The sequence below is a fragment of the Pseudomonas sp. CJQ_9 genome (assembly GCF_043106615.1).
Lineage (GTDB): Bacteria > Pseudomonadota > Gammaproteobacteria > Pseudomonadales > Pseudomonadaceae > Aquipseudomonas > Aquipseudomonas juntendi.
Genome location: NZ_JBICMS010000100.1, coordinates 1 through 22,279 on the forward strand (window position 1 = coordinate 1; position 22,279 = coordinate 22,279).

Consider the following 22,279-nt stretch of genomic DNA (forward strand, 5'->3'; position numbering starts at 1 on the left):
TCGAGGCGTTTTTTTCTGCCTGCGTGTCGGTCAGCTTGCGCCGCGAAGAGGCGGAACAGGCTAACGATCAAGCACGGGCCTGGGCGATGATCTCGATGTACTCCTGCGCATTGCGCTGGTCGGCGATCTGCTCGACGAAGGTTTTGCCGTGTTCGTCCTTGCCATCCAGGTCCAGGCCGGCCTCGACGAAGAACCCGACAAAACGCTGGAAGTCGTCCACACGCAGGCCGCGGTAGGCTTTCACCAGTTTGTGCAGCGAGGGTGAGGTGACGCCATCGGCCGGCTCGAACTGAAGGAACGACTTGATGTAGTCGTCGCTGATTTCGTCACCGATTACCTGTTTCTTGTCTTTACGCATTGCCGGCTCCATCTGGACCATCACGGAATTTCGAAGGCCGGCAGTTTACCCCCCGCAGGCCGCAGGCCTCAACGCGTACGTACGGTGCCTGTGTGCAGGTCGGCCCAGATATGGCCGTTGCCATAGGTGAGGAACTGCACATACAGCGTTTCGTTGCGCAGCAGGTCCATGATCACCCGGTAGTCACTGAGGGGGTAATTCAGACTCAAGGTGCGGGTCTTGTCGTCGTACACCGGTTTCTTGAGGCTCTTGGCGGCCTCACCGTCAAATGTCAGCAGCACCTGGGCAATGGTCGCCCCCTTGCTCAGCGGCTTGCCCTTCAGGCGCACTTGCAGCGACGAGGTGATCGGGATCGGCTGCTGGTCGGACTGCCGCTGGGCACCGACTACCACCGAGTAGTCGGTCACTTGCAGCAACTGCTGGCTGGTGGGTGCTTCCTGACGCAGGGCCATGTCGTCCGGGGGCAGGAACTGGCTGTGCAGCGGTGCAGCGGCCAGCGGCAGGCTGATGGCCACCAGAAGGGGGAGAAACGCACGCATGTGAGGCTCCTTGTATGAAGCCGCACTCTAGCACGTGGACGTTTTTACAGGCCCTTGACGGCGAAGATGCCGTTGGCGTTGCGCCAGTAGCCTTTGTAGTCCATGCCATAGCCGAAGATGTAGCGGTCAATGCACGGCAGGCCCACGTAGTTGGCCTTCAGGTCCGGGCTGGCTTTGCGGTCGTGGTCCTTGTCGATCAGCACGGCGGTGTACACCGAGCGCGCGCCGGCGTGCTTGCAGAACTCGATGATGGCGCTGAGGGTATGGCCTTCATCGAGGATGTCGTCAACGATCAGCACGTCGCGGTCGATGAACGACACTTCGGGCTTGGCCTTCCAGAACAGCTCGCCGCCACTGGTCTGGTTGCGGTAGCGCGTGGCGTGCAGGTAGGAAGCTTCCAGCGGGAACTGCAGGTGGGTCAGCAGTTTGCCGGAGAAAATCAGGCCACCGTTCATCACGCAGAACACCACAGGGTTCTTGTCGTGCAGGTCCTTGCAGATCTGCTCGCCAACGTTGGCGATGGCCGCTTCGACCTCGGCTTCGGTGTACAGGCAGTCAGCTTCACGCATGACTTGACGGATATGCTCGAGATCGGCGGACATGGCGCGCTCCGGGGGATTTTGGAAAAGCGGGCAAAGGTACGCATCCGCTCGTCACAGATCAAGCGTTTATGGACTAACGTGCAGAATGATCAGACGACAGCGCAGGCTGAATAGATTAATCTAGCGCGGTTTTTTTGCCCGCCTTTCGGAGCCCCCCCTATGCCCACTCGTGAGATCCGCCACCCGCTGATCCGCCACAAGCTCGGCCTGATGCGCCGTGCCGATATCAGCACCAAGAATTTTCGCGAACTCGCCCAGGAAGTCGGCGCTCTTCTGACTTATGAAGCCACCCAGGACCTGCCGCTCGAAACCTACGAGATCGACGGCTGGTGTGGCAAGGTCTCGGTAGAGAAAATCGCCGGCAAGAAGATCACCGTAGTGCCGATCCTGCGTGCCGGCATCGGCATGCTCGACGGCGTACTCAGCCTGATCCCGGGTGCCAAGGTGAGCGCGGTCGGTGTTGCCCGCAACGAAGAAACCCTCGAAGCCCACACCTACCTGGAAAAGCTCGCCCCGGACATCAACCAGCGCCTGGCATTGATCATCGACCCCATGCTGGCAACCGGCGGCTCGATGGTTGCCACCATCGACCTGCTGAAGAAGGCTGGCTGCAAAGAGATTCGCGCCATGGTCCTGGTCGCGGCACCAGAAGGCATCGACGTGGTGGAGAAAGCTCACCCCGATGTACAGATCTACACCGCTTCGATCGACCAGCGCCTGAACGAGCACGGCTATATCGTGCCGGGCCTCGGCGATGCCGGTGACAAGATCTTCGGCACCAAGCAAAAGGACGCCTGATCATGCAGGACGGCTTCAACGACCCGCTCTGGCGCCAGGTCGTTTCGGGCGCGCAGATGCTCTTCGTGGCATTCGGTGCGCTGGTACTGATGCCACTGATCACCGGCCTGGACCCGAACGTCGCGCTGTTCACCGCAGGTATCGGTACCTTGCTGTTCCAGTTGGTCACCGGCCGTCAGGTCCCGGTGTTCCTGGCCTCGAGCTTCGCCTTCATCACCCCGATCATTCTCGCCAAGGGCCAGTTCGGCCTGGCCGAGACCATGGGCGGCGTGATGGCCGCAGGTTTCGTGTATACCTTCATGGGCCTGATGGTGAAAGTCAAAGGCACCGGTTTCATCGACCGCATGCTGCCGCCCGTGGTGATCGGGCCGGTGATCATCTCCATCGGCCTGGCCATGGCGCCGATTGCCGCCAACATGGCGATGGGCAAGGCTGGCGACGGCAGCGTGCTGCTGCCGTACAAGACAGCCATGCTGATCTCCATGCCGGCGCTGCTGACCACACTGATCGTGGCTGTGTTCGGCAAAGGCATCTTCCGCCTGGTGCCGATCATCGCCGGCGTGCTGGTGGGTTTTGCCCTGTCGTTTGCCTTTGGCGTGGTCGACACGGCCAGAATCGCCGCTGCACCCTGGCTGGAAATGCCCAATTTCACGGCGCCAGCGTTCAACTGGCAGGCCATTCTGTTCATCGTTCCGGTAGCCCTGGCACCTGCGATCGAGCACATTGGCGGGGTAATCGCGGTTGGCAGCGTAACCGGCCGTGACTACCTGAAGAAGCCCGGCCTGCACCGCACCCTGCTGGGTGACGGCCTGGCCACTACCGCCGCCGGCCTGTTTGGCGGCCCGCCGAACACCACCTACGCCGAAGTGACCGGTGCGGTGATGCTGACCAAGAACTACAACCCCAAGATCATGACCTGGGCGGCGGTATTCGCCATTACCCTGGCGTTCATCGGCAAGTTCGGCGCGCTGCTGCAGAGTATTCCGGTGCCGGTGATGGGCGGCATCCTGTGCCTGCTGTTCGGCTCGATCGCCGCGGTAGGCTTGAACACCATGATCCGCCACAAGGTCGACCTGGCCGAAGCGCGCAACCTGGTGATCGTGTCGGTGACCCTGGTGTTCGGTATTGGCGGGGTACTGATCGGCAGCGGTGATGGCCCGGATGATTGGGGCCTGAAGGGGATTGCCCTGTGTGCCATCGTGGCGATTGCCCTGAACCTGATCTTGCCTGGCAATGACGGCTGGAAGCACAAGAAGCTCGAGGATCAGCAGCCTTGAGCCACCTTTGACCTGAGCGCCCACAGGGCAGCAAAACACCCTGTGGGAGCGGGTTCACCCGCGAAAAGGCCGGTTCACTCAGGCCTTTTCACACATGTCCGCCAACACCCCCACCCACTGCGGGTGGTCGTTCAAACACGGCACCAGCACCAGCTCCCGCCCGCCGGCCTCGACAAACTGCTCACTGCCGCGCATGCCGATTTCTTCCAGCGTTTCGATGCAGTCGGCCACGAATGCCGGGCACATCACCAGCAACTTCTTGACCCCCGCCTTGGCCAGCTCGTCCAGGCGTGTTTCGGTATACGGCTCGATCCACTTGTCACGCCCCAGCCGCGACTGGAAACTCACCGACCACTTGCCGTCGGGTATACCCAACTGCGCCGCAAACGCTTTGGCGGTGGCCAGGCACTGACCCCGGTAACACACCGCGCGCACCTCGGCGCTGGCGTCTTTGCAGCAGTCGGCTGCACGCAGATCATGCTTGCCGGGCGTGCCGCGCGGGTACAGCTTTTTCAGGTGCCGCTCCGGCAGCCCATGAAAACTCAGCAACAGGTGGTCGTAATCCTGCGCCAGGTAAGGTTCGGCGCTGGCCGCCAGTGCCTGGATATAGGCGGGGTGCTCGTAGAACGGCTGCAGCACCCGCATTTGCAACGGCAACTGGCGCTCTTGGATGGTCTGTTTCGCCAACTCCACGACCGTGGTCACCGTACTGTCCGCGAACTGTGGATACAACGGCGCCAAGGTAACCCTGCGCACGCCCTGCGCTGCCAGACGCGCCAACACATCCTCCAGCGCCGGCTGGCCGTAACGCATGGCTATTTCAACCGGCCCATGCGGCCAGTGCTCGACCATGGCGGCCTGCAGGCGGCGGGTCAGCACCACCAACGGCGAGCCCTCCTCCCACCAGATGGACGCGTAGGCATGGGCCGACTGCTCCGGTCGCTTGATCAGGATCAACGACACCAGCAGCCGCCGCAGCGGCCACGGCAGGTCCACCACGTACGGGTCCATCAGAAACTGGTTGAGGTAGCGGCGTACATCGGCCACCGAAGTGGAGGCCGGGGAACCCAGGTTGACCAGCAGCAGGGCGTGATCAGTCATGCAGCGTCCTATGTCAGAGGCGGCTGGACAGGTCGTCCAGGGCCGATTGCAGATCATTGAAACGGAAGGCGAAGCCCGCCTCCAGCAAACGTACCGGGCGCGCACGCTGGCCGCCCAACAGCAAAGTCGACAGCTCGCCCAAGCCGGCCTTGAGCAGCAGTGCCGGCACCGGCAATAGCGCCGGGCGATGCAGCGCACGGCCCAGCCGCCTGGCGAACTCGCGGTTGCGCACGGGCGTCGGAGCGCAGGCATTATAAGGACCGCTGGCGTCCTTATGCTGCAAGAGAAAATCAATCAGGGCGACCTGGTCGTCTATATGGATCCACGGCATCCACTGCCGACCATTGCCCAACGGCCCGCCCAGCCCCAGCTTGAAGGGGATACGCAAACGCGACAAAAAGCCGCCATCGCTGGCCAGCACCAGCCCGGTACGCACCAGGACCACACGAATGCCCTGGGCCTGCGAGCGCTGGGCTGTTTCTTCCCAGGCAATACACAACTGGCTGGCGAAATCTTCCCGCACCGGGGGCGAGGTCTCGGTCAGCTCGCGCTCACCACCGTCACCGTACCAGCCCACCGCTGACCCGGATATCAACACCTCAGGGCGCTGTTCGCGGCTACCTAGCCACGCCAGCAACTGCTCGGTCAGGGCGATGCGGCTAGCCCACAGCAGGTTGCGCCGGGCGGCCGTCCAGGGCCGGTCGGCAATCGGTGCCCCCGCCAGGTTGACCACTGCATCGAGCTGATCGTCTGCTTCCAGTTGCTCAAGCCGGGCGATGCCCCGCACCCCGGCGCCGCAGAGCTTCGCCACCTCCTGCGGCCGCCGGCTCCACACTGTCAGCCGGTGGCCCTGGCTGAGCCAGTACTGGCACAGGTGCTTGCCAATCAACCCGGTACCGCCTGTCAGCAATATATGCATGCCTGTGTCCTCGCAGATTGCAGCGGTGGTCTATTTTTAACATCAAGGCACTTTTTTGACCCGACGCTCTCGGATAAACATAGGCCAACCTGTGCGGCAAAGCGGAATTACCTTATACAATATTTTTGCTTTGTACAGGTTTTCCTGACAGCGTAGTCTGCTCATAGCAAGGTTTGAAGAGGCCATCATGACAGTACCTATTGCCATCATTGGTGCCGGTATCGCCGGCTTGTCTGCCGCCCAGGCTTTGCAGAAGGCCGGGCAGTCGGTGCATTTGTTCGATAAAGGCAAGGGCAGCGGCGGGCGCATGGCCAGCAAGCTCAGCGAGGCCGGCGCGCTCGACCTTGGCGCGCAGTATTTCACTGCCCGCGACCGGCGCTTTGTCGAACAGGTCCAGCAATGGGTGGCCGCAGGCTGGGCTGAACAGTGGAAACCCCAGCTGTACAACTACCGCGACGGCAGCCTCAGCCCCTCCCCCGACGAGCAGACACGCTGGGTAGGCGTGCCGCGCATGAGCGCGATCACCCGCGGCCTGCTCAAAGATGTGACGGTGAATTTCGAGTGCCGCATTGCCGAGGTGTTTCGCGGCAAGCAGTACTGGCACCTGCAGGATACCGACGGCTGCAGCCACGGGCCCTACAGCCGGGTAGTGATCGCCGTGCCGGCGCCCCAGGCGACACCGCTGCTGGCCGCCACGCCCAAGTTGGCCGCCGTGGCCGCCGGCGTGCAGATGGAACCCACGTGGGCCGTGGCCCTGGCATTCCCAGCCCCGCTGGAAACGCCGATGCAAGGCTGCTTCGTGCAGGACAGTGCCCTTGATTGGCTGGCACGCAACCGCAGCAAGCCTGGCCGCGCCGAACAGCCCGATACCTGGATATTGCACGCCACGGCAGATTGGAGCCGGCAACATATCGACCTGCCCAAAGAAGCAGTGATCGAGCAACTGTACGGCGAATTCGCCGAACTGGTTGGCTGCGTGGTGCCCGCGCCCGCTTTCTCTGTGGCCCACCGTTGGCTGTATGCCCGCCCCAGCAGCAATCATGAGTGGGGTGCCCTGGCGGACGCCGATCAGGGGTTGTATGCATGCGGTGACTGGTGCTTGTCGGGGCGTGTCGAAGGCGCCTGGCTTAGCGGCCAGGAAGCAGCACGGCGACTGCTCGAACATTTGGACTGATTTCACCTTATACAAAAAAACTGGTTTGCATAACTTCCGCACTGTGCTGGAATAAACCTGTACAAGTTTTTACATACGTACAGGTTTTCGGAGGCAGTCATGCAAAACCCGCCCACCCCTAGCAAGCCGCGCATTGCCATCAGCGCCTGCCTCACCGGGCACAGCGTGCGCTACAACGGCGGCCACAAGGCCTCCGACCTGTGTCGCAAGCAACTGGAAGAACACTTCGAATGGTTACCTGTGTGCCCAGAGGTGGCCATCGGTCTAGGCGTACCACGCGATCCGATCCGCCTGGTTGGCGACCCTGACAAGCCCGAAGTGGTTGGCACTCGCAACCCTGGCATGGACCTGACCGGGCCGCTACGCAGCTATGGCGAGCAGATGGCCGCTGAGTTGCAAGACATCTGCGGCTACATCTTCATGCAGAAATCGCCGTCTTGCGGGTTGGAGCGGGTCAAGGTGTATCAGCCAAATGGTCACCCTGCGGTGCAGAGTGGTCGCGGCGCCTTCGCCCAGGCATTCTGCGCGTTACGCCCCGACCTGCCGGTGGAAGAGGAAGGCCGGTTGCATGACCCGGTACTGCGGGAGAATTTCATCAGCCGTGTGTATGCCTACGCCGACTGGCAACGCCTGCTGGCCGACGGTCTCAGCCGGGGTGCCTTGGTGAGCTTCCACTCGCGCTACAAGTACCTGTTGATGGCCAACAACCCTCAGGCGTACCGCACCCTGGGGCGCCTGCTCGGCAGCATGAGCAAGGACGATGACCCGCAACAGGTCGGCCAGCAGTATTTCAGCCAGCTGATGCAGGCGTTGCGCCGCTGTGCCAGCCGCGGCACCCATTGCAACGTGCTGCAGCACCTCAGCGGCTATTTCAAGGACGCCCTTACACAGCAGGACAAAGCCGAGCTGCAGACGCTCATCGGCCAGTACCAGCAGGGTGTAGTGCCGCTGGTGGTGCCACTGACCCTGCTCAAACACCACTTGCGCAAGCACCCGGACCCGTACCTGCTTCAGCAAGCCTACCTGCAACCCCACCCTGAAAGCCTAGGTTTACGCAATGCGGTCTGAAGTGCTGTTGCCAATCGGTGAGCTGGCCCGCCGCACCGGCGTGAACCCGGTCACCTTGCGCGCCTGGGAGCGTCGTTACGGCCTGCTCAAACCGCAACGAACGGCGAAGGGTCACCGTTTGTACCCACAAAATCAGGTGGAACGGGTCGAAACGATCCTGGCGTGGTTGCAGCGTGGCGCCTCTGTTGGCCAAGTGCGCGAGTTGCTCGACAAGCCGACCAGCACCGCGCCCAAAGGCGACTGGCAAGCCCGTCAGTTCGAGCTGGTCGAAGCCATCGCCAGCCTGTCGCAACGCAACCTGGACCAGCAGCTCAACCAGGCCATGGCGCTATATCCGGCTCTGACCCTGTGCGAGCAATTGCTGCTGCCCTTGCTCGACCTGCTCGACCTGCGCTGGGGCAACTACTTCAACGCGCGGCTGGAGCAGGTTTTCTTCTATGGCTGGCTGCGCAGCAAGCTGGGCGCCCGCGTTTACCACGACAACCAGTTGCTGCACGGCCCCGCCGTGCTGTTGGCCGAGGACAGCGAGCGGGCCTTCAGCCCTGGGCTGTGGCTGTGCGCCTGGTTGTTCACCAGCAATGGCATCCCCGTTGAGGTGCTTGAACAGCCTGTCAGCGCGGCGCAACTGCAAAGCGCAGTCAGCATCTTCCAACCCCGCGCCATGCTGCTGCACCTGGGCCCGCGCATAGACGACAAAGCGTTGCTGCGTGCCCTGCAGGGGGTGCCGGGGCCGAAGTTACTCGGTGGCAGCATGGTTACGCTGCATGAAACCCGCCTGAAAGACAGCGAATTGCCTGACCTTTTCCTGTTCGATACCCCGCAAGCGGCCTTGCGCCTGCTTCAAGCCCATGGCCGCCAGCCCGTAGAGATGAGTGACCCATGCACCTGACCTGGCTGCGTAGTGACCTGCGCATCGATGACAACACCGCACTGAGCGCTGCAACCGAGCGCGGGCCGACCATCGCCTTGTGGCTGGTCAGCCCCGGGCAATGGCGTGCGCACGACGATGCCGACTGCAAAGTCGATTTCTGGCTACGCAACCTGCGCGACCTGCGCCAGGCGCTGGAAAAGCTGAACATCCCACTGCTGATCCGCAAGATCGACACCTGGGACCAGGCGCCCCAGGCCGTGCTCGATATTTGCCATCAGCACCAGGTGCAAAGCGTGCACTGGAACGAGGAATACGGCATCAACGAGCAGCGCCGTGACGCTGCTACGCGCGAACTGCTGGACAAAGCGTGCGTCCAGGCGCACAGCTATCTTGACCAACTGCTGTTTCGCCCAGGTACCATCCTGACCCGCAGTGGCGATTACTTTCAGGTATTCAGCCAGTTCAAGAAAACCTGCCTTGAACACCTGCACCGCAGCCTACCTGCGCTGGCGCAGCGAGTAAAACGCCAGGCTGCGCTGAATATCGACAGTGACCCGATCCCGCAACACATCGACGGCTTCGAAAAAACCACGCCCACCTTGCGTGAGCATTGGCCGGCGGGTGAGGCCCACGCGCAGCAGCGCCTGTCGCAGTTTCTGGACGAAACCATCGACGACTACCATAAAACCCGGGACCTGCCGGCCATGCCAGGGACCAGCCAGCTTTCGCCATACCTGGCCGCCGGGGTGATTTCACCCCGCCAGTGCTTGCATGGGGCCCTGGCGGCTAACAAGGGCGAGTTCGACAGCGGTAGCACGGGTGTGCAGACCTGGGTCAACGAGCTACTGTGGCGCGAGTTCTACAAGCATATCCTTACCGGCTACCCACAGGTATCGCGGCACCGCGCCTTCCGTAGCCATACCGAAGCCCTGCCCTGGCGCGATGCGCCGGACGATCTCGAGGCTTGGGAGCAGGGCCGTACCGGCTTCCCGATCATCGACGCGGCCATGCGCCAGCTGCTGCACACGGGCTGGATGCACAATCGGCTGCGCATGATCGTCGCCATGTTCCTCAGCAAAAACCTGTTGATCGACTGGCGCAAGGGCGAGCGGCACTTCATGCGCCACCTCATTGACGGTGACCTGGCCGCCAACAATGGCGGCTGGCAGTGGAGCGCCTCCACCGGCACCGATTCGGTGCCCTATTTCCGTATTTTCAACCCGGTCTCACAATCCCAGCGTTTCGACCCTGAGGGGCGTTTCATTCGCCACTGGCTGCCGGAGCTTCGCGACATTGATGAAAAAACAATTCATGGTCCGATGAAATCTACGGATCTTTTCGCTAGTAATTCGTATCACAATCCAATAGTTGATCTGGGCAGTAGTCGCCAACGTGCATTGGAGGCCTTCAAAGGCCTGCCGCGGTAACATCAGAGGGCAGAACGTCTTGAATAACTCACGCAGTTTTTGGGTTACAGGCGCAAGCAATGGACTTGGCTTGGCGTTGTTGCATGGGCTGCTCGAACAAGGCCATCGGGTGGCCGCGAGTGGCAAGGATGCGGCTGTGTTCGAAGCGCTGGGCGAACGCTATGGCCAGCAATTCATGCAAGTGCCCTGGCAGTTGCACGACGCACAGCAAGCCGCTGACGCTTGTCAGTTGATCGCCCGTCACTGGCAATCACTGGACGGCTTGATCATCAACGCCGGTACCAGCGATTATCTACCGGGCGATGTGGCTGACAGCGGATTGATCGAGGCCATCGTCACCAGCAACCAGCTGGCGGGCAAACACTGCCTGACAGCGGTGACGCCCTTGCTGGCCAAGGGTGATTCACCCCAGGTGATGGCTGTTTTCAACCGTTATTCGGCCCTGCAGTTGTACGCGCCAAGCCAGGTAACCGCCGGTTGGAACCAGCTGCCGCAGTGGGTACGTGAGCAGCGTGATGCGCTCAAGGCGTTGGGGATATCGCTGACCGTGGTAGGACCGCAGTCGCTGAAAACGCCAGTTACGCCTGCGCAGGCCTTTCCGGAGCAGTGGACGCCGCAAAGCGCCGCACAGGAGTTGTTGCGGCGCTGGCCCGCGGCCGAGCCCGAGTTGGTGCTGGAGACGCTTGACCTCAGTGGGCTATGGCCGCTGCCGCAGAGGTGACGGCCAAGCTCCCCGCCAAGCGCGAACCTGGGTCGCGCTTGGCGGTTGATGATGACCCGATCGGGTCAGAGCGCCATGCGGTAATGCAAGCTGTAGCTTTCGACCCCGTCGTTGGGTTCTTTGATGCCGGCGTTCGAGTAGTGGATCGCACGCACACCAATTTCATGCCCACCGGCGAAGCGCAGGCCGAAGCCGATGCGGTCTTCGAACTGGAACGACGAACCCAGTTCGTTGCTTTCCAGCTCGGTGCTGGAGAAAGCTGCCACGCCGATGCCCGCCTCGATATAGGGCTTGACCGACTGGCCGGCAAACTCGTACACGAACACGGGTGCGAACGACAGGCTGTGGTTGCTAGCCGTGTCGTCGCCGTCCCAATAGGTGTAGGCGCCGTCCCAATAGCCGGTCACGCGGCCGACACTGGTCTGCCACCAGCTGGCATCCCAGTTCGACTGCAGCCCCAGCCGATAGACCATCGTCGAGTCGCCGGTCTGCCCCACCGAAACCGATACATCAGCAGCCTGCGCCGATATTGCCTGCCCCATGGTGAAAACGGCAGCCGCCGCCAAGCCCAGCAGTTTCTTCATGAGAAACATCCTTCATCCTAGTGCTGTTTTAGTGTCGCCTCATCTCAGGCAAGGGATAGAAAGCGGCAGTGGTACGATAGTTCAGCTTTTCTTCACGTTTTTTTCACATGGCAAAGCTTTGCACATCGTCAGACTTATGCCACAACACAGGCAGGATTTTTTTCAGTGAAGAGGGATCGGCGCTGGTCCAGAAGCGGGTAGCCTGCGCCGGTCCGGCGGCCAGCAGGTCATTGTTGCCTAGCAGCCGCTGCAACTGGCGCGCTACGGCGGCACCGGTATCGATGATGGCCACATCTGGCGGCACCATGCCGGCCAGCAGCGGCCGCAGGAAGGGGTAATGGGTACAGCCCAGGATCAAGGTGTCACAGCCAGCGGCCAGCAGCGGCTCGACATAGCCCCACAGCATCTGGCGCAGCGTGGGGCTGCACAGGTCGCCGGTCTCGATCAGCTCGACCAACCCCGGGCAAGGCTGGGTGATCACCAGCACGTCGCTGGCGAAGCGGTCGAGCAAAGCCGCGAACTTGGCGCTTTGCAACGTGCCGGTAGTGGCCAGCACCCCAACCACGCCTGAGCGTGTGGCAGCCGCGGCAGGCTTGACTGCGGGCTCCATCCCCACCAATGGCCAGTTCGGGTACAGTTCGCGCAAATCCGCTGCGGCCGCCACCGTGGCGGTGTTGCAGGCCAGCACCAGGGCCTTGGCGCCTTGCTCGCGGAAGAACCCGGCAATGCGCCGGCAGCGCTCACGGATGTAGTCCGGGGACTTTTCGCCATAAGGCACATGGCCGCAGTCGGCCACGTACAACAGTGTCTCATTGGGCAACAGCCGCTGGATCTCGGCGAGCACCGACAAGCCGCCAACACCAGAGTCCATCACGCCGACCGGCGCCGAGCGCTCAGCCATCGCGCTTGCCGCACACGGCACACGCCGGGTCGCGCTTGACGCGCAGTTCGCGAATACGGGTGCCGAGGGCGTCGATCAACAGCAGCCGGCCGACCAGCGGCTCGCCAAAGCCTGCCAGCAGCTTCATCGCCTCCAGCGCCTGCAGGCTGCCGACCAGGCCCACCAGCGGGCCGATCACACCGGCTTCGCTACAGGTCAGCTCGGTTTCACTGCCATGCCCATACAGGCAGTGGTAGCAAGGGCTGTAATCGCGACGCGGGTCAAACACCGACAGCTGCCCCTCCAAACGGATTGCCGCACCGCTGACCAAGGGTTTGCCGGCAGTGAAACAGGCGACGTTGACCGCCTCGCGCGTGGAGAAATTATCGGAGCAGTCCAGCACCAGGTCGACGGCGGCTACCGCGGCTGCCAGGGAGTCGTCGTCCAGCGCCTGGCGGTGGGCAACCAGGGTGACTTCCGGGTTGATGGCCTGCAGGCGCTGCAGCGCCGAGTCGACCTTGCTCATGCCGACACTGTCGCTGTCGTGAAGCACCTGGCGCTGCAGGTTGGTCAGGTCGACCGTATCGAAGTCCGCCAAGTGCAGTTCGCCAACCCCGGCAGCTGCCAGGTACAGGGCGACCGGCGAACCCAGGCCACCCAGCCCGACAATCAATGCCTTGCTGTGCTTGAGGCGTAGCTGGCCGTCGATGTCGATCTGCGCCAGCAGCACCTGGCGGCTGTAACGCAGCAGTTCCTGATCACTCAGCATGGCAGGCGCCCCAGGCTGATGCGTTCATGGCCACCCAGATCGGTTCGGCTGGCCACCTCGTTGAACCCCTGCCCGACCAGCAAGGCCCGTACCGCCGCGGCCTGATCATAGCCGTGCTCCAGCAGCAACCAGCCACCGGGCAGCAAGTGCCCTGGGGCCTGGGTAACGATCACGCGCAGGTCGTCCAGGCCATCGGGGCCAGCCACCAACGCACTGCTGGGTTCGAAACGCACGTCGCCAGCCACCAGGTGTGGGTCTGCTGCGGCGATGTAAGGGGGGTTGCTGACGATCAGGTCGAAACGCTCACCCGCCAGGCTGTCAAACCAATGGCTGAGGCGCACCTGGGCATTGCTCAGGCCCAGTCGCTGCCGGTTGCGCTCGGCAAGCGCAGCGGCCTCTGCTACCCGGTCGACGGCCGTGACCTGCCAGGCTGGGCGCTCACTGGCCAGGGCCAATGCGATGGCGCCCGTGCCAGTGCCCAGGTCGAGAACCCTGGCTGGGGCTGCGGGCTGCAGTTCGAGGGCGGTTTCGACCAGCAGCTCGGTATCCGGCCGCGGGATGAGCGTGTGCGGCGCGACTTCCAGGTCGATTTTCCAGAAACCTTGCTGGCCAAGGATATACGCCACCGGCTCACCGCCGCGGCGGCGCTGCAGGTACCCGGCGTAGGTCTGGGCGTCTTCGCTGCTGACGATCCGCTCGGGCCAGGTGTGCAGATAACTGCGCGACTTGCCGATGGCCGCTGCCAGCAGCAGTTCGGCATCCAGGCGTTCGGTAGGCGATTCTGGCAACTGTGCGTTGCGCAACAGGCTGGCGATGATGGTCATCAGTCCCCCAGGGCAGCCAGTTGATCGGCCTGGTATTCGGCCAGCAACGGCTCGATCACCGCGTCTACGCCACCACTGAGGATGTCGTCCAGCGAATACAAGGTCAGATTGATACGGTGATCGGTCACCCGCCCCTGTGGGTAATTGTAGGTACGAATGCGTTCCGAGCGGTCACCCGACCCGACCAGCAGTTTGCGCTCGCTGGCAATGGCGTTCTGGGCGGCGCTGGTCTGCATGTCGTTGAGCTTCGCCGACAGCCAGGACATGGCGCGAGCGCGGTTCTTGTGCTGCGAGCGCTCTTCCTGGCACTCCACCACGATACCGGTGGGCAAGTGGGTGATGCGGATCGCCGAGTCGGTCTTGTTGACGTGCTGGCCGCCGGCACCGGAGGCGCGGTAGGTGTCCACGCGCAGGTCAGCCGGGTTGATTTCGATGGCCGCTTGTTCGTCTGGCTCGGGCAGGACCGCCACGGTGCAGGCGGAGGTGTGCACACGGCCTTGGGACTCGGTCTCCGGCACGCGCTGCACGCGGTGGGCGCCGGACTCGAACTTGAGCTTGCCGTAGACGTTTTCCCCTTCGACACGGGCAATGATTTCTTTGTAGCCGCCGTGTTCGCCCTCGTTCTCGGACAGAATCTCCAGGCGCCAGCCACGCTTTTCGGCGTAACGCGAATACATGCGGAACAGGTCACCCGAGAAGATCGCGGCCTCATCGCCACCGGTACCGGCGCGGATTTCGAGGAACACGTTGCGGCCATCATTCGGGTCCTTGGGCAGCAGCATGCGCTGCAGCTGCGCCTCGAGCGTCAGCAACTGCTCCTTGGCTTCACGCACTTCTTCCACGGCCATTTCGCGCATGTCCGGGTCACTGTCCTTGAGCAGCGCCTGGGCACCTTCAAGGTCGCCCTGGACTTTGCGCCACTCTTTATAGGCAGCATAGACTGGCTCGACCTCGGCGTACTCGCGGGAATACGCGCGAAAGCGCGTCTGGTCGGAAATGACCTCGGCATCGCCGAGCAAGGCGGTGAGTTCTTCGAAGCGGTCCTGGAGAATTTCCAGTTTGTTCAGCAGCGACGCTTTCATTGCGGGGTTTTGTCCGTCGAGCCCTCGTTGAGGGCAAAGAGTTCCTGGGCCATGGCCAGCGCATCGACGCGCCCCTCGGCCGAGAGCTTTTTCAACTGCACGCTGGGCGCATGCAGGAGTTTGTTGGTCAGGCCACGGGCCAATTGGGCCAGTACGTCCTCGGGGTTGCCGCCGTTGGCCAGCAGGCGCAGGGCCTTTTGCAGTTCTTCGTCGCGCAGGCGCTCGCTTTGCTGGCGATAGGCCTTGAGCACATCCACGGCGGCCAGTTCACGCAGGCGCAGCATGAAGTCTTCGGCGCCGACTGTCACCAGTTCTTCGGCAGCCTGGGCCGCGCCTTGGCGGCTCTTGAGGTTTTCCGCCACGACATCGTGCAGGTCATCGACGGTGTAGAGGTAGACGTCATCGAGCTCACCGACCTCGGTTTCGATATCGCGGGGTACGGCGATGTCGACCATGAAGATCGGTTTGTGCCGGCGCTGCTTCAGCGCACTCTCGACCGCGCCTTTGCCAAGGATCGGCAACTGGCTGGCAGTGGAGCTGATGACGATGTCGCTGTTGGCCAGCTCCTGGGGGATGTCGGCCAGCAGAACGGCATGCGCACCGAACTGTTCGGCCAGGATGCTGGCGCGCTCCAGGGTGCGGTTGGCCACCACGATGCGGCGCACGCCCTGCTCATGCAGGTGGCGGGCGACCAGGGTGATGGTTTCGCCGGCGCCGATCAGCAGGGCCTGGCTACGCCCCAGGTCGGCGAAGATCTGCTTGGCCAGGCTGACGGCGGCGAATGCCACCGACACCGGGTTCTCGCCAATGGCGGTGTCGGTACGCACCTGTTTGGCGGCGCTGAAGGTTGCCTGGAACAGGCGCCCGAGCAACGGCCCGACGGTGCCGGCTTCGCGGGCCACGGCGTAGGCGGACTTCATCTGGCCGAGGATCTGGGGCTCGCCGAGCACCAGCGAGTCGAGGCCCGAGGCCACGCGCATCATGTGCTTCACGGCGTCGTGCTCTTCGTGCACGTAAGCACTGGCGCGCAGTTCGTCGAGGCTGAGGCGGTGGTAGTCGGCCAGCCATTTGAGTACGGCGTCGGCGGACAGGTGGTCCTGCTCTATATAGAGCTCACTGCGGTTGCACGTCGACAGAATCGCCGCTTCGCGGCTGGACGTCAGTCGGCAGAGCTGCTGCAGGGCGTCTACCAGCTGCTCTGGGGTAAACGCCACGCGCTCGCGTACGTCTACCGAGGCAGTCTTATGGTTGATACCGAGTGCAAGAAAGGCCATGCGAGGTCGCTGGTTGTGACGGGAAGCCGATAATTGTCCTCTTTCGCAGGTTTCAGGACAACCACCGTTCGCTACTGCGCTGATAGCGCGGCGGCTATCGCCGGCTGCACGCCCGCCTGACCTGTGATTCCAGCGCCGGATCCTGCAGCCCCCTTGCAAGGATTATCACCATGGACCTCAGCGCTTGACGGGCATCCATGCCCCTCACCTCCCTCCGCATACCCTTCGCTCGGCCTCCTGAATCGCAATGCGCGGCGCCTGAACTACCGCGTGCTTAGAAGCAAAAACCGAGGCACGCTAGGCCACTGAAGCAGCGGCAAATAAGAGACCCACTGACTTGACCGAATGGAAACCCGACGTGACAACGTAACGAGGGGATCTTTCCTGCAAAAGCTCATGTGAATTACTTTTTTCGATATATCTGTATCGATTTTTTCCATCGACTTGTAGTCCATTTCTGAATTGCAGCTCCAGCTATTGCCTCACCCAATTTCAATGCCTAGCCTTTCCAATCACTGATCTGAATTTCGTTCCTCGCCAGAAAATTAAAGCCTGACAATTATTACCAAACAGAGGTAAGCATGGCTTTTGACGCTTATATAAAAATTGATGATATCCCAGGCGAGGCCCTGGACGAAAAATACAACAGATGGATCGAAGTCACGGGTTACCAATTCGGTGTAAGCCAAAGCACTTCAGCCACCGCAAGCTCTGCCGGTGGCGCCACATCAGGCCGCACGGCCGTCAGCCATTTCACCTTCACCAAGTTTCTCGACAGTGCCAGTTGCAAATTGATGGAAGCCAGCTGCGCAGGCCAACATCTCAAGGAAGTTAAACTCGCACTCTGCCGCGCGGGCGGCGACAAGCTCAAATATTACGAAATCATTCTCGAAGAAGTGATCATTGCCGACTACACCCAAAGCGCCGCCGATGGAGTACCGATAGAGGTGGTGCAACTCGATTACGGACGAATCAAGACCACCTATACCCAGCAAAAACGCATCGACGGTTCCGGTGGCGGCAACATCGCTGGCGGATGGGACCGGATCGGTAACAAGAAATACGCGTGAGGAAATCGCCATGACCGAAGCCCGCGCGTTCATCAACCCCAAGATGCAGAACTACCACACACTCAAGGCTGGCCTTGCGCTTAGCGGGCATTCGGCCAGCAAGTTCGATGTCCTGAATTCACACATTTACAATCGTGTGGTCAGAAGCGGCGAACTGGTCGTTGTCGGCAACTGGTCAACGCCTTCCTGTACCAGCCAAGAGGCGTATCTGATGGCAAAGGCTGCAAAGGCGCATATGGGACTGATGCGTAGCGGGCAAGGTGCCGACGAGTTTTTCCTGGATAATTTCGAGCTGCTGAAGAGCCTGCTCGCCCACGCATCACTGGGCGCAGGCGTGGTAAGCGATGGCTGGAGCAGGCACCTTAAGGCGATTCAGGACACGTTGCTGGAAATCGAGAAATTGCACAGGGAGCATCTGGGCTCAGGGACGCTCAATGCCCGCGACCAGTTTTATGCCAAGCGTGCGGCACTGTTCTCGAAACTTGACGAACAGTTGGGCAAGCTGGCGGCGCTCGGCGCTGGATTGCGCAACAAGGGATCGATCAAGAGGACACTGGCCATTTCCACGAAAAGCTATTTGCACACGGGTGAAATTGCGGGGTATGCAGATAAGGTCGCCGGGGTGGGCAAGGCTGCCAACCTGATCAAAAAAGGCACCTATATAGGCATTGCACTGGAGGTCGCCGCGACGGGTCTTGAGATCCATAAAGCCTGTACCGATGGCCGCGATAATGAGTGTAGAAGAGCTAAATACGTCCATGGATCTTCCTTGACAGGCAGTGTCGCCGCGGGAGGGATAGCAGCAAGCTACGGCGGTGCTATTGCCACTAGTATATGTCTCGCTCTTGGCGTGCCAATAGCCGGTACAGGCGCACTCCTCTGCGCTGTTATTGGTGGGGCTGCGGGAGCCACGGGAGGAAGCATGCTTGGCGGTGCTGTAGGGGAAGCGCTCGGCGAAGTACTGTATGAAAAGGTAGGCAGCCAATGAGTACTGCTGTGGGCATTGTTGCATTTATAATTTTTGCCGCTATGACCATCACGCTTTGCGCATCGCTCTACATATCAATCTATCATCTTGGCAGGATCGAATCACTACTACCGAATAGCGCATTCGTGAGCGGAAATAAAAAAACCTTTTCACAAGCAGGCCTTATTGGCAAGGTAATGCGCACACTCTCAATATCAATACTACTAACAGTACCAAAGATATATGCACGAAAAGGCTTAGTTGACCTTGATGAGGTCACGAGCTTCCCTATACGCATGAAGCGCACCCTGATCATCTTAGGGGCTATGCACCCAACACTTATCGGAGCACTTATTCTATTTCGCATTTGGTTGCATACCCTGGACCCAAGCCGCAGTTAGTAGCGTGAGGATAACGAATGCCTAGGAAGATTGCAGAAGTTCTAAAATAGTCGAGAGTAGCTCATTGGCAGGTGGCGTAGGTGGAGGCGTAGTTGGCGCATATGCAGGCAACATAGTTGGCGTAGCAGCTTGCGGCGTGGTTCTCGGAACCGTATCGGGCGGGCCTGGAGCGAATCGCTTGCGGTGTAGCGGGCGGAGCCTTTGGGGGGATGCTAGGCGGGAAGTTCGGAAGCGATGGTGGAGAATTCATGGGAGATTTATTCTACGAACGGGTGATAAAGTGACCACAGCTCATGAAATTTTGGGAGCGGTGTTCGCCCTCCTTATCACCGCGATCTTCATATCCATGTCGATAACGCTATATTTGTCCCATCGCCTGACTGAACACATTGAATCGCTGCTACCCAACTGCAAGCTGATCAGTGAGAACAGAAAAACATACGCTGAACTTGGCTTTATCGGAAAAGTTTTTCGATTCGGGACAATATCTTTAATGTTAGCCTCCCCAAAAGCCTATGCACGTAAAGGCCTGATAGACATTAACGAAGTAAACCAACTACCGGCCCGCATAAAAAAATTACTTAGCAGACTCGTCATTGTGTGCTTAGCACTTTTTCTCACACTGCTATTATTTAGGGCATGCCTATATGCTGCTGATCACTACCAAACCCTTTGAAAACCAGTACTGAATCTCGATCAAACGCTCCCGTTGTTATTGCTACTAACAGCGCCAATAGCATATGCGTGGACCTATATTGGCTTAATGCTTAACGTAGCAGTAACCGGTCTAGAAGTTCGCCATGCTTGAAGCGAGCTGCATATGTAAACTCTGCATCATTAGCTGGAGGTCTGGCTGGTAGAGCTGTAGGCGGTTATCTAGGAGGAAATATTGTTGCACCCGCAGTATGTGCAGCACTAGGAGTAGGGACTGCCGGACTAGGGGCACTCACCTGCGCGGTCATCGGTGGCGCTGCCGAGGCGAAGTGAGCCGGTGATTTCGCAGGAGAAAAAGGCGAGGTATTAGGTTAATGTCGGTCAGTTAAGCGATTGGGGCCGCTTTGCGGCCCATCGCCGGCAAGCCGGGCTCCCACAGGAGCAGTGCAGACCTCAAGCTTTGCGCGGTCCCTGTGGGAGCTGGCTTGCCGGCGATGGGCTGCAAAGCAGCCCCAATGGCTGCCACTAAGGCTTAACTGACTGGCATTAAGGTATTAGGTGACTTTTTGTATCACGAGCTCTCAAAATGACTAACATAGAGCCAGGACTGATCGCGCTGATCCTAATTACATCAATGTTAATTGCCGCTAGCGCGCAAATTATTGCTTCACACAAATACACCGAGCATTTTGAATCTTTCCTGCCCACCTCTCGCCTCGTATCTGACAACATCAAGAATTACCAGCACGCCGGACTCTTGGGCAAAACAATAAGAACCGGTCAGATTGCAACACTGTTGGCTATACCCAAAATATTCATTTACAGGGGTTACGCTGAAATTGAGGAAGTAAAAAACTTCCCCCTCCGCGAAAAGCGCATTTTGTTAACCCTATGGATTATTCACATCACCTTGTTCATTGCACTGATGCTGTCGCATTATCTATGACTTCATGCCGATACGACTTACAAAGTAGTATGGTTTGGAGCTGTGTGGGTGTGAGAATCGAGAGCCGCGCAGGCGGCGCCCGATCACACAGACCAAAAAACATCAAGCCAGGCACCCCAGCATCTACGCTCTGAGGAACCCTTCAGCCCCTCGAAGGTCGTACCTAACCATATACGCCCACAGGTGGGTTTGCCCCCGCGCTTGTGTCATCATGCTGCGACCGCCGGTGAGTCCTCCTATTAAGCCTTCTATGAACAAACCATACGCATTGCTGCTTGCCTTCGCCCTGCTCCAGGGCTGCCAGAGCCTGGCCCCGCAAAAGGCCGAGCCTCCCGTTGCCGATGCCGCCAAGGCGGAGGCCGAGAAGCCCGTGGTGTATGGATCCTTCAAGCAAGACACCCTTTACAGCCTGCTGGTGGCGGAACTGGCCGGGCAGCGCAACCGCTTCGATATCGCCCTTGCCAACTACACCGACCAGGCCGCCAAGACCCAGGATCCCGGCGTATCCGAGCGCGCCTACCGCATCGCCGAATACTTGGGCGCCGACGAACCCGCCCTGGAAAACGCTTTGGTCTGGGCCCGCAACGACCCACAGAACCTCGACGCCCAACGCGCCGCTGCCATTCAACTGGCGCGCGCCGGCCGTTATGACGACTCCATGGCCTACATGGAAAAGGTACTGCAGGGTCAGGGCGACACCCATTTCGATTTCCTGGCCCTGTCAGCTGCCGAAACCGACCAGAGCACACGTGACGGCTTGCTGCAGAGCTTCGAGCGGCTGTTGGCGAAATACCCCGACAACGGCCAGCTGGTATTCGGCAAGGCACTGCTGCTGAACCAGGACGGCAAGACCGAAGAAGCCCTGGAACTGCTCGAGTCACACCCCCCGCAAAATGGTGAAATCGCCCCGATCCTGCTGCGCGCCCGCCTGCTTCAGGCGCTGGACCGCGGCCCCGAGGCCCTGCCCCTGCTGCGCGGCGCCATTCGCGACAACCCGGACGACAAACGCCTGCGCCTGACCTACGCCCGCACCTTGGTCGAGCAGGACCGTATCGCCGATGCCAAGGGCGAATTCCTCAGCCTGGTCCAGCAGTACCCCGACGACGACGAACTGCGCTACTCCCTGGCCCTGGTGTGCCTGGAGAACAAGGACTGGGACGAGGCCGAGGGCTACCTGCAGGAACTGATCGAGCGCGACAGCAATGTCGACGCCGCGCACCTCAACCTGGGCCGTATCCGCGAAGAGCGCCACGACCCCGCAGGTGCCCTGCGTGAATACGCCCTGGTCGGCCCGGGCGCCGACTACCTGCCGGCGCAACTGCGCCAGGCCGACATTCTGATCGCCAACGGCCGTGGCAGCGAGGCCTCGCGCCTGCTTGCCGAGGCCCGCGAAGCGCAGCCGGACTACGCCATCCAGCTGTACCTGATCGAATCGGAAAGCTACAGCAACAACAACAAGGACGCCCAGGCCAACCAGGTGCTGCAGCAGGCCATCCAGCGCTACCCGGACGACCTCAACCTGCTTTACACACGCGCCATGCTGGCCGAAAAACGCGACGACCTGGCGCAGATGGAACAAGACCTGCGCGCGATCATCGCCCGCGAGCCGGAAAACGCCATGGCCCTGAACGCCCTGGGCTACACCCTGGCCGACCGCACGACCCGCTACGCCGAGGCCCGGACGCTGATCGAAAAGGCCCACCAGCTGACCCCCGACGACCCGGCAGTGCTCGACAGCCTGGGCTGGGTGAATTACCGCCTGGGCAACCTCGACGCGGCTGAAACCTACCTGCGCCAGGCGTTTGCCAACTTCCCCGACCACGAAGTGGCTGCCCACCTGGGCGAAGTGCTGTGGGCCAACGGCAAACGCCGCGAAGCCCGCCAGGTCTGGGCCAAGGGCTTCGATGCCCAGCCCGACAGCCCCCTCCTGCGCAAGACCCTCCTGCGCCTGACCGGATCCGAGACCCTTTAAC

At 60.9% G+C, this 22,279-nt stretch carries 23 protein-coding genes; 12 read left to right on the top strand and 11 right to left on the bottom strand.

From position 1 onward, the window contains the following. Positions 1-67: 67 nt before the first annotated feature. The 3 genes from ACF8SD_RS22605 to ACF8SD_RS22615 all read right to left on the bottom strand — a co-directional run bounded on the left by ACF8SD_RS22605 (position 68) and on the right by ACF8SD_RS22615 (position 1,499). Positions 68-358: a PA4642 family protein gene (locus ACF8SD_RS22605; protein ID WP_173887585.1), complete on the bottom strand. Its 291-nt coding sequence runs from the start codon at positions 356-358 to the stop codon at positions 68-70. Between the two features lie 68 nt (positions 359-426). After that, positions 427-897, bottom strand: coding sequence for a hypothetical protein (locus ACF8SD_RS22610; RefSeq protein WP_173887584.1), 471 nt, complete (start codon positions 895-897; stop codon positions 427-429). Between the two features lie 44 nt (positions 898-941). Further along, entirely contained in the window at positions 942-1,499 is a 558-nt protein-coding gene (locus ACF8SD_RS22615) for a hypoxanthine-guanine phosphoribosyltransferase (protein ID WP_173887583.1), read from the bottom strand. Between the two features lie 159 nt (positions 1,500-1,658). On the opposite strand from ACF8SD_RS22615, the gene upp reads away from it, so the two are divergent. Together upp and ACF8SD_RS22625 are read left to right on the top strand one after the other, a co-directional pair. Beyond that, a complete protein-coding gene (gene upp, locus ACF8SD_RS22620; RefSeq protein ID WP_392485071.1) occupies positions 1,659-2,297 on the top strand; it encodes a uracil phosphoribosyltransferase in 639 nt (212 codons plus the stop codon). A gap of 2 nt (positions 2,298-2,299) precedes the next feature. Next, positions 2,300-3,574: a uracil-xanthine permease family protein gene (locus ACF8SD_RS22625; protein WP_392485072.1), complete on the top strand. Its 1,275-nt coding sequence runs from the start codon at positions 2,300-2,302 to the stop codon at positions 3,572-3,574. A gap of 78 nt (positions 3,575-3,652) precedes the next feature. Here the strand turns inward: ACF8SD_RS22625 and hemH are convergent, their stop codons facing one another. Together hemH and ACF8SD_RS22635 are read right to left on the bottom strand one after the other, a co-directional pair. Then, the gene (hemH, locus tag ACF8SD_RS22630; protein WP_173887580.1) at positions 3,653-4,675 is read right to left on the bottom strand and encodes a ferrochelatase; all 1,023 of its coding nucleotides are present in this window, start codon (positions 4,673-4,675) and stop codon (positions 3,653-3,655) included. Between the two features lie 13 nt (positions 4,676-4,688). Continuing rightward, a complete protein-coding gene (locus ACF8SD_RS22635; protein ID WP_173887579.1) occupies positions 4,689-5,594 on the bottom strand; it encodes a TIGR01777 family oxidoreductase in 906 nt (301 codons plus the stop codon). A 187-nt stretch (positions 5,595-5,781) separates the two neighbouring features. Between ACF8SD_RS22635 and ACF8SD_RS22640 the strand changes: the two genes are divergently transcribed. The 5 genes from ACF8SD_RS22640 to ACF8SD_RS22660 all read left to right on the top strand — a co-directional run bounded on the left by ACF8SD_RS22640 (position 5,782) and on the right by ACF8SD_RS22660 (position 10,855). Further along, positions 5,782-6,768: an NAD(P)/FAD-dependent oxidoreductase gene (locus tag ACF8SD_RS22640; protein WP_173887578.1), complete on the top strand. Its 987-nt coding sequence runs from the start codon at positions 5,782-5,784 to the stop codon at positions 6,766-6,768. A 99-nt stretch (positions 6,769-6,867) separates the two neighbouring features. After that, entirely contained in the window at positions 6,868-7,836 is a 969-nt protein-coding gene (locus ACF8SD_RS22645; protein ID WP_392485074.1) for a YbgA family protein, read from the top strand. Next, complete coding sequence (locus tag ACF8SD_RS22650) at positions 7,826-8,725, top strand: MerR family transcriptional regulator (protein WP_392485076.1); 900 nt, start codon at positions 7,826-7,828, stop codon at positions 8,723-8,725. The genes ACF8SD_RS22645 and ACF8SD_RS22650 overlap by 11 nt, the downstream gene beginning before the upstream one ends. Next, positions 8,716-10,134 (top strand): deoxyribodipyrimidine photo-lyase, encoded by a 1,419-nt coding sequence (gene phrB, locus ACF8SD_RS22655; protein ID WP_392485078.1) that lies wholly within the window; start codon positions 8,716-8,718, stop codon positions 10,132-10,134. Before ACF8SD_RS22650 ends, phrB begins: the two co-directional genes overlap by 10 nt. A 19-nt stretch (positions 10,135-10,153) precedes the next feature. Continuing rightward, complete coding sequence (locus ACF8SD_RS22660) at positions 10,154-10,855, top strand: SDR family NAD(P)-dependent oxidoreductase (RefSeq protein ID WP_392485079.1); 702 nt, start codon at positions 10,154-10,156, stop codon at positions 10,853-10,855. A gap of 65 nt (positions 10,856-10,920) precedes the next feature. Here the strand turns inward: ACF8SD_RS22660 and ACF8SD_RS22665 are convergent, their stop codons facing one another. From ACF8SD_RS22665 to hemA, 6 genes are all read right to left on the bottom strand, one after another. Continuing rightward, entirely contained in the window at positions 10,921-11,439 is a 519-nt protein-coding gene (locus ACF8SD_RS22665) for an acyloxyacyl hydrolase (protein ID WP_173887573.1), read from the bottom strand. Positions 11,440-11,542: 103 nt separating this feature from the next. Further along, positions 11,543-12,340, bottom strand: a complete 798-nt coding sequence (gene murI / locus ACF8SD_RS22670; RefSeq protein WP_173887572.1) for a glutamate racemase — start codon at positions 12,338-12,340, stop codon at positions 11,543-11,545. Then, the gene (locus tag ACF8SD_RS22675; RefSeq protein WP_392485081.1) at positions 12,333-13,088 is read right to left on the bottom strand and encodes a molybdopterin-synthase adenylyltransferase MoeB; all 756 of its coding nucleotides are present in this window, start codon (positions 13,086-13,088) and stop codon (positions 12,333-12,335) included. The genes murI and ACF8SD_RS22675 overlap by 8 nt, the downstream gene beginning before the upstream one ends. Beyond that, a complete protein-coding gene (gene prmC, locus ACF8SD_RS22680; protein ID WP_392485083.1) occupies positions 13,082-13,912 on the bottom strand; it encodes a peptide chain release factor N(5)-glutamine methyltransferase in 831 nt (276 codons plus the stop codon). The genes ACF8SD_RS22675 and prmC overlap by 7 nt, the downstream gene beginning before the upstream one ends. Next, positions 13,912-14,994: a peptide chain release factor 1 gene (prfA, locus tag ACF8SD_RS22685; protein WP_173887569.1), complete on the bottom strand. Its 1,083-nt coding sequence runs from the start codon at positions 14,992-14,994 to the stop codon at positions 13,912-13,914. The genes prmC and prfA overlap by 1 nt, the downstream gene beginning before the upstream one ends. Further along, positions 14,991-16,268 carry a glutamyl-tRNA reductase gene (gene hemA / locus ACF8SD_RS22690; protein WP_173887568.1) on the bottom strand — a complete coding sequence of 426 codons (1,278 nt, stop codon included), beginning with the start codon at positions 16,266-16,268 and terminating at the stop codon, positions 14,991-14,993. The genes prfA and hemA overlap by 4 nt, the downstream gene beginning before the upstream one ends. A 581-nt stretch (positions 16,269-16,849) precedes the next feature. Between hemA and ACF8SD_RS22695 the strand changes: the two genes are divergently transcribed. From ACF8SD_RS22695 to ACF8SD_RS22715, 5 genes are all read left to right on the top strand, one after another. Then, on the top strand, positions 16,850-17,338 hold the full coding sequence (locus tag ACF8SD_RS22695) for an Hcp family type VI secretion system effector (protein ID WP_392485085.1): 489 nt from the start codon (positions 16,850-16,852) through the stop codon (positions 17,336-17,338). A gap of 10 nt (positions 17,339-17,348) precedes the next feature. Next, positions 17,349-18,326 (top strand): hypothetical protein, encoded by a 978-nt coding sequence (locus ACF8SD_RS22700; protein ID WP_392485087.1) that lies wholly within the window; start codon positions 17,349-17,351, stop codon positions 18,324-18,326. Then, positions 18,323-18,706: a hypothetical protein gene (locus ACF8SD_RS22705; RefSeq protein WP_392546458.1), complete on the top strand. Its 384-nt coding sequence runs from the start codon at positions 18,323-18,325 to the stop codon at positions 18,704-18,706. The genes ACF8SD_RS22700 and ACF8SD_RS22705 overlap by 4 nt, the downstream gene beginning before the upstream one ends. 1,240 nt (positions 18,707-19,946) lie before the next feature. Beyond that, a complete protein-coding gene (locus ACF8SD_RS22710) occupies positions 19,947-20,306 on the top strand; it encodes a hypothetical protein (RefSeq protein ID WP_392485089.1) in 360 nt (119 codons plus the stop codon). Between the two features lie 250 nt (positions 20,307-20,556). Beyond that, positions 20,557-22,278, top strand: a complete 1,722-nt coding sequence (locus ACF8SD_RS22715) for a tetratricopeptide repeat protein (protein ID WP_392485091.1) — start codon at positions 20,557-20,559, stop codon at positions 22,276-22,278. The last annotated feature ends 1 nt before the right edge of the window (position 22,279 follow it).

Coding starts and splice junctions, on each gene's coding strand:
- upp (WP_392485071.1), top strand. CDS start 1,659: ATGCCCACTCGTGAGATCCGCCACCCGCTGATCCGCCACAAGCTCGGC.
- prmC (WP_392485083.1), bottom strand. CDS start 13,912: ATGACCATCATCGCCAGCCTGTTGCGCAACGCACAGTTGCCAGAATCG.
- ACF8SD_RS22675 (WP_392485081.1), bottom strand. CDS start 13,088: ATGCTGAGTGATCAGGAACTGCTGCGTTACAGCCGCCAGGTGCTGCTG.
- ACF8SD_RS22665 (WP_173887573.1), bottom strand. CDS start 11,439: ATGAAGAAACTGCTGGGCTTGGCGGCGGCTGCCGTTTTCACCATGGGG.
- ACF8SD_RS22650 (WP_392485076.1), top strand. CDS start 7,826: ATGCGGTCTGAAGTGCTGTTGCCAATCGGTGAGCTGGCCCGCCGCACC.
- hemA (WP_173887568.1), bottom strand. CDS start 16,268: ATGGCCTTTCTTGCACTCGGTATCAACCATAAGACTGCCTCGGTAGAC.
- ACF8SD_RS22645 (WP_392485074.1), top strand. CDS start 6,868: ATGCAAAACCCGCCCACCCCTAGCAAGCCGCGCATTGCCATCAGCGCC.
- ACF8SD_RS22640 (WP_173887578.1), top strand. CDS start 5,782: ATGACAGTACCTATTGCCATCATTGGTGCCGGTATCGCCGGCTTGTCT.
- prfA (WP_173887569.1), bottom strand. CDS start 14,994: ATGAAAGCGTCGCTGCTGAACAAACTGGAAATTCTCCAGGACCGCTTC.
- ACF8SD_RS22695 (WP_392485085.1), top strand. CDS start 16,850: ATGGCTTTTGACGCTTATATAAAAATTGATGATATCCCAGGCGAGGCC.
- ACF8SD_RS22715 (WP_392485091.1), top strand. CDS start 20,557: ATGAACAAACCATACGCATTGCTGCTTGCCTTCGCCCTGCTCCAGGGC.
- hemH (WP_173887580.1), bottom strand. CDS start 4,675: ATGACTGATCACGCCCTGCTGCTGGTCAACCTGGGTTCCCCGGCCTCC.
- ACF8SD_RS22605 (WP_173887585.1), bottom strand. CDS start 358: ATGCGTAAAGACAAGAAACAGGTAATCGGTGACGAAATCAGCGACGAC.
- ACF8SD_RS22625 (WP_392485072.1), top strand. CDS start 2,300: ATGCAGGACGGCTTCAACGACCCGCTCTGGCGCCAGGTCGTTTCGGGC.
- ACF8SD_RS22705 (WP_392546458.1), top strand. CDS start 18,323: ATGAGTACTGCTGTGGGCATTGTTGCATTTATAATTTTTGCCGCTATG.
- ACF8SD_RS22610 (WP_173887584.1), bottom strand. CDS start 897: ATGCGTGCGTTTCTCCCCCTTCTGGTGGCCATCAGCCTGCCGCTGGCC.
- ACF8SD_RS22700 (WP_392485087.1), top strand. CDS start 17,349: ATGACCGAAGCCCGCGCGTTCATCAACCCCAAGATGCAGAACTACCAC.
- murI (WP_173887572.1), bottom strand. CDS start 12,340: ATGGCTGAGCGCTCGGCGCCGGTCGGCGTGATGGACTCTGGTGTTGGC.
- ACF8SD_RS22635 (WP_173887579.1), bottom strand. CDS start 5,594: ATGCATATATTGCTGACAGGCGGTACCGGGTTGATTGGCAAGCACCTG.
- ACF8SD_RS22710 (WP_392485089.1), top strand. CDS start 19,947: ATGACTAACATAGAGCCAGGACTGATCGCGCTGATCCTAATTACATCA.
- phrB (WP_392485078.1), top strand. CDS start 8,716: ATGCACCTGACCTGGCTGCGTAGTGACCTGCGCATCGATGACAACACC.
- ACF8SD_RS22615 (WP_173887583.1), bottom strand. CDS start 1,499: ATGTCCGCCGATCTCGAGCATATCCGTCAAGTCATGCGTGAAGCTGAC.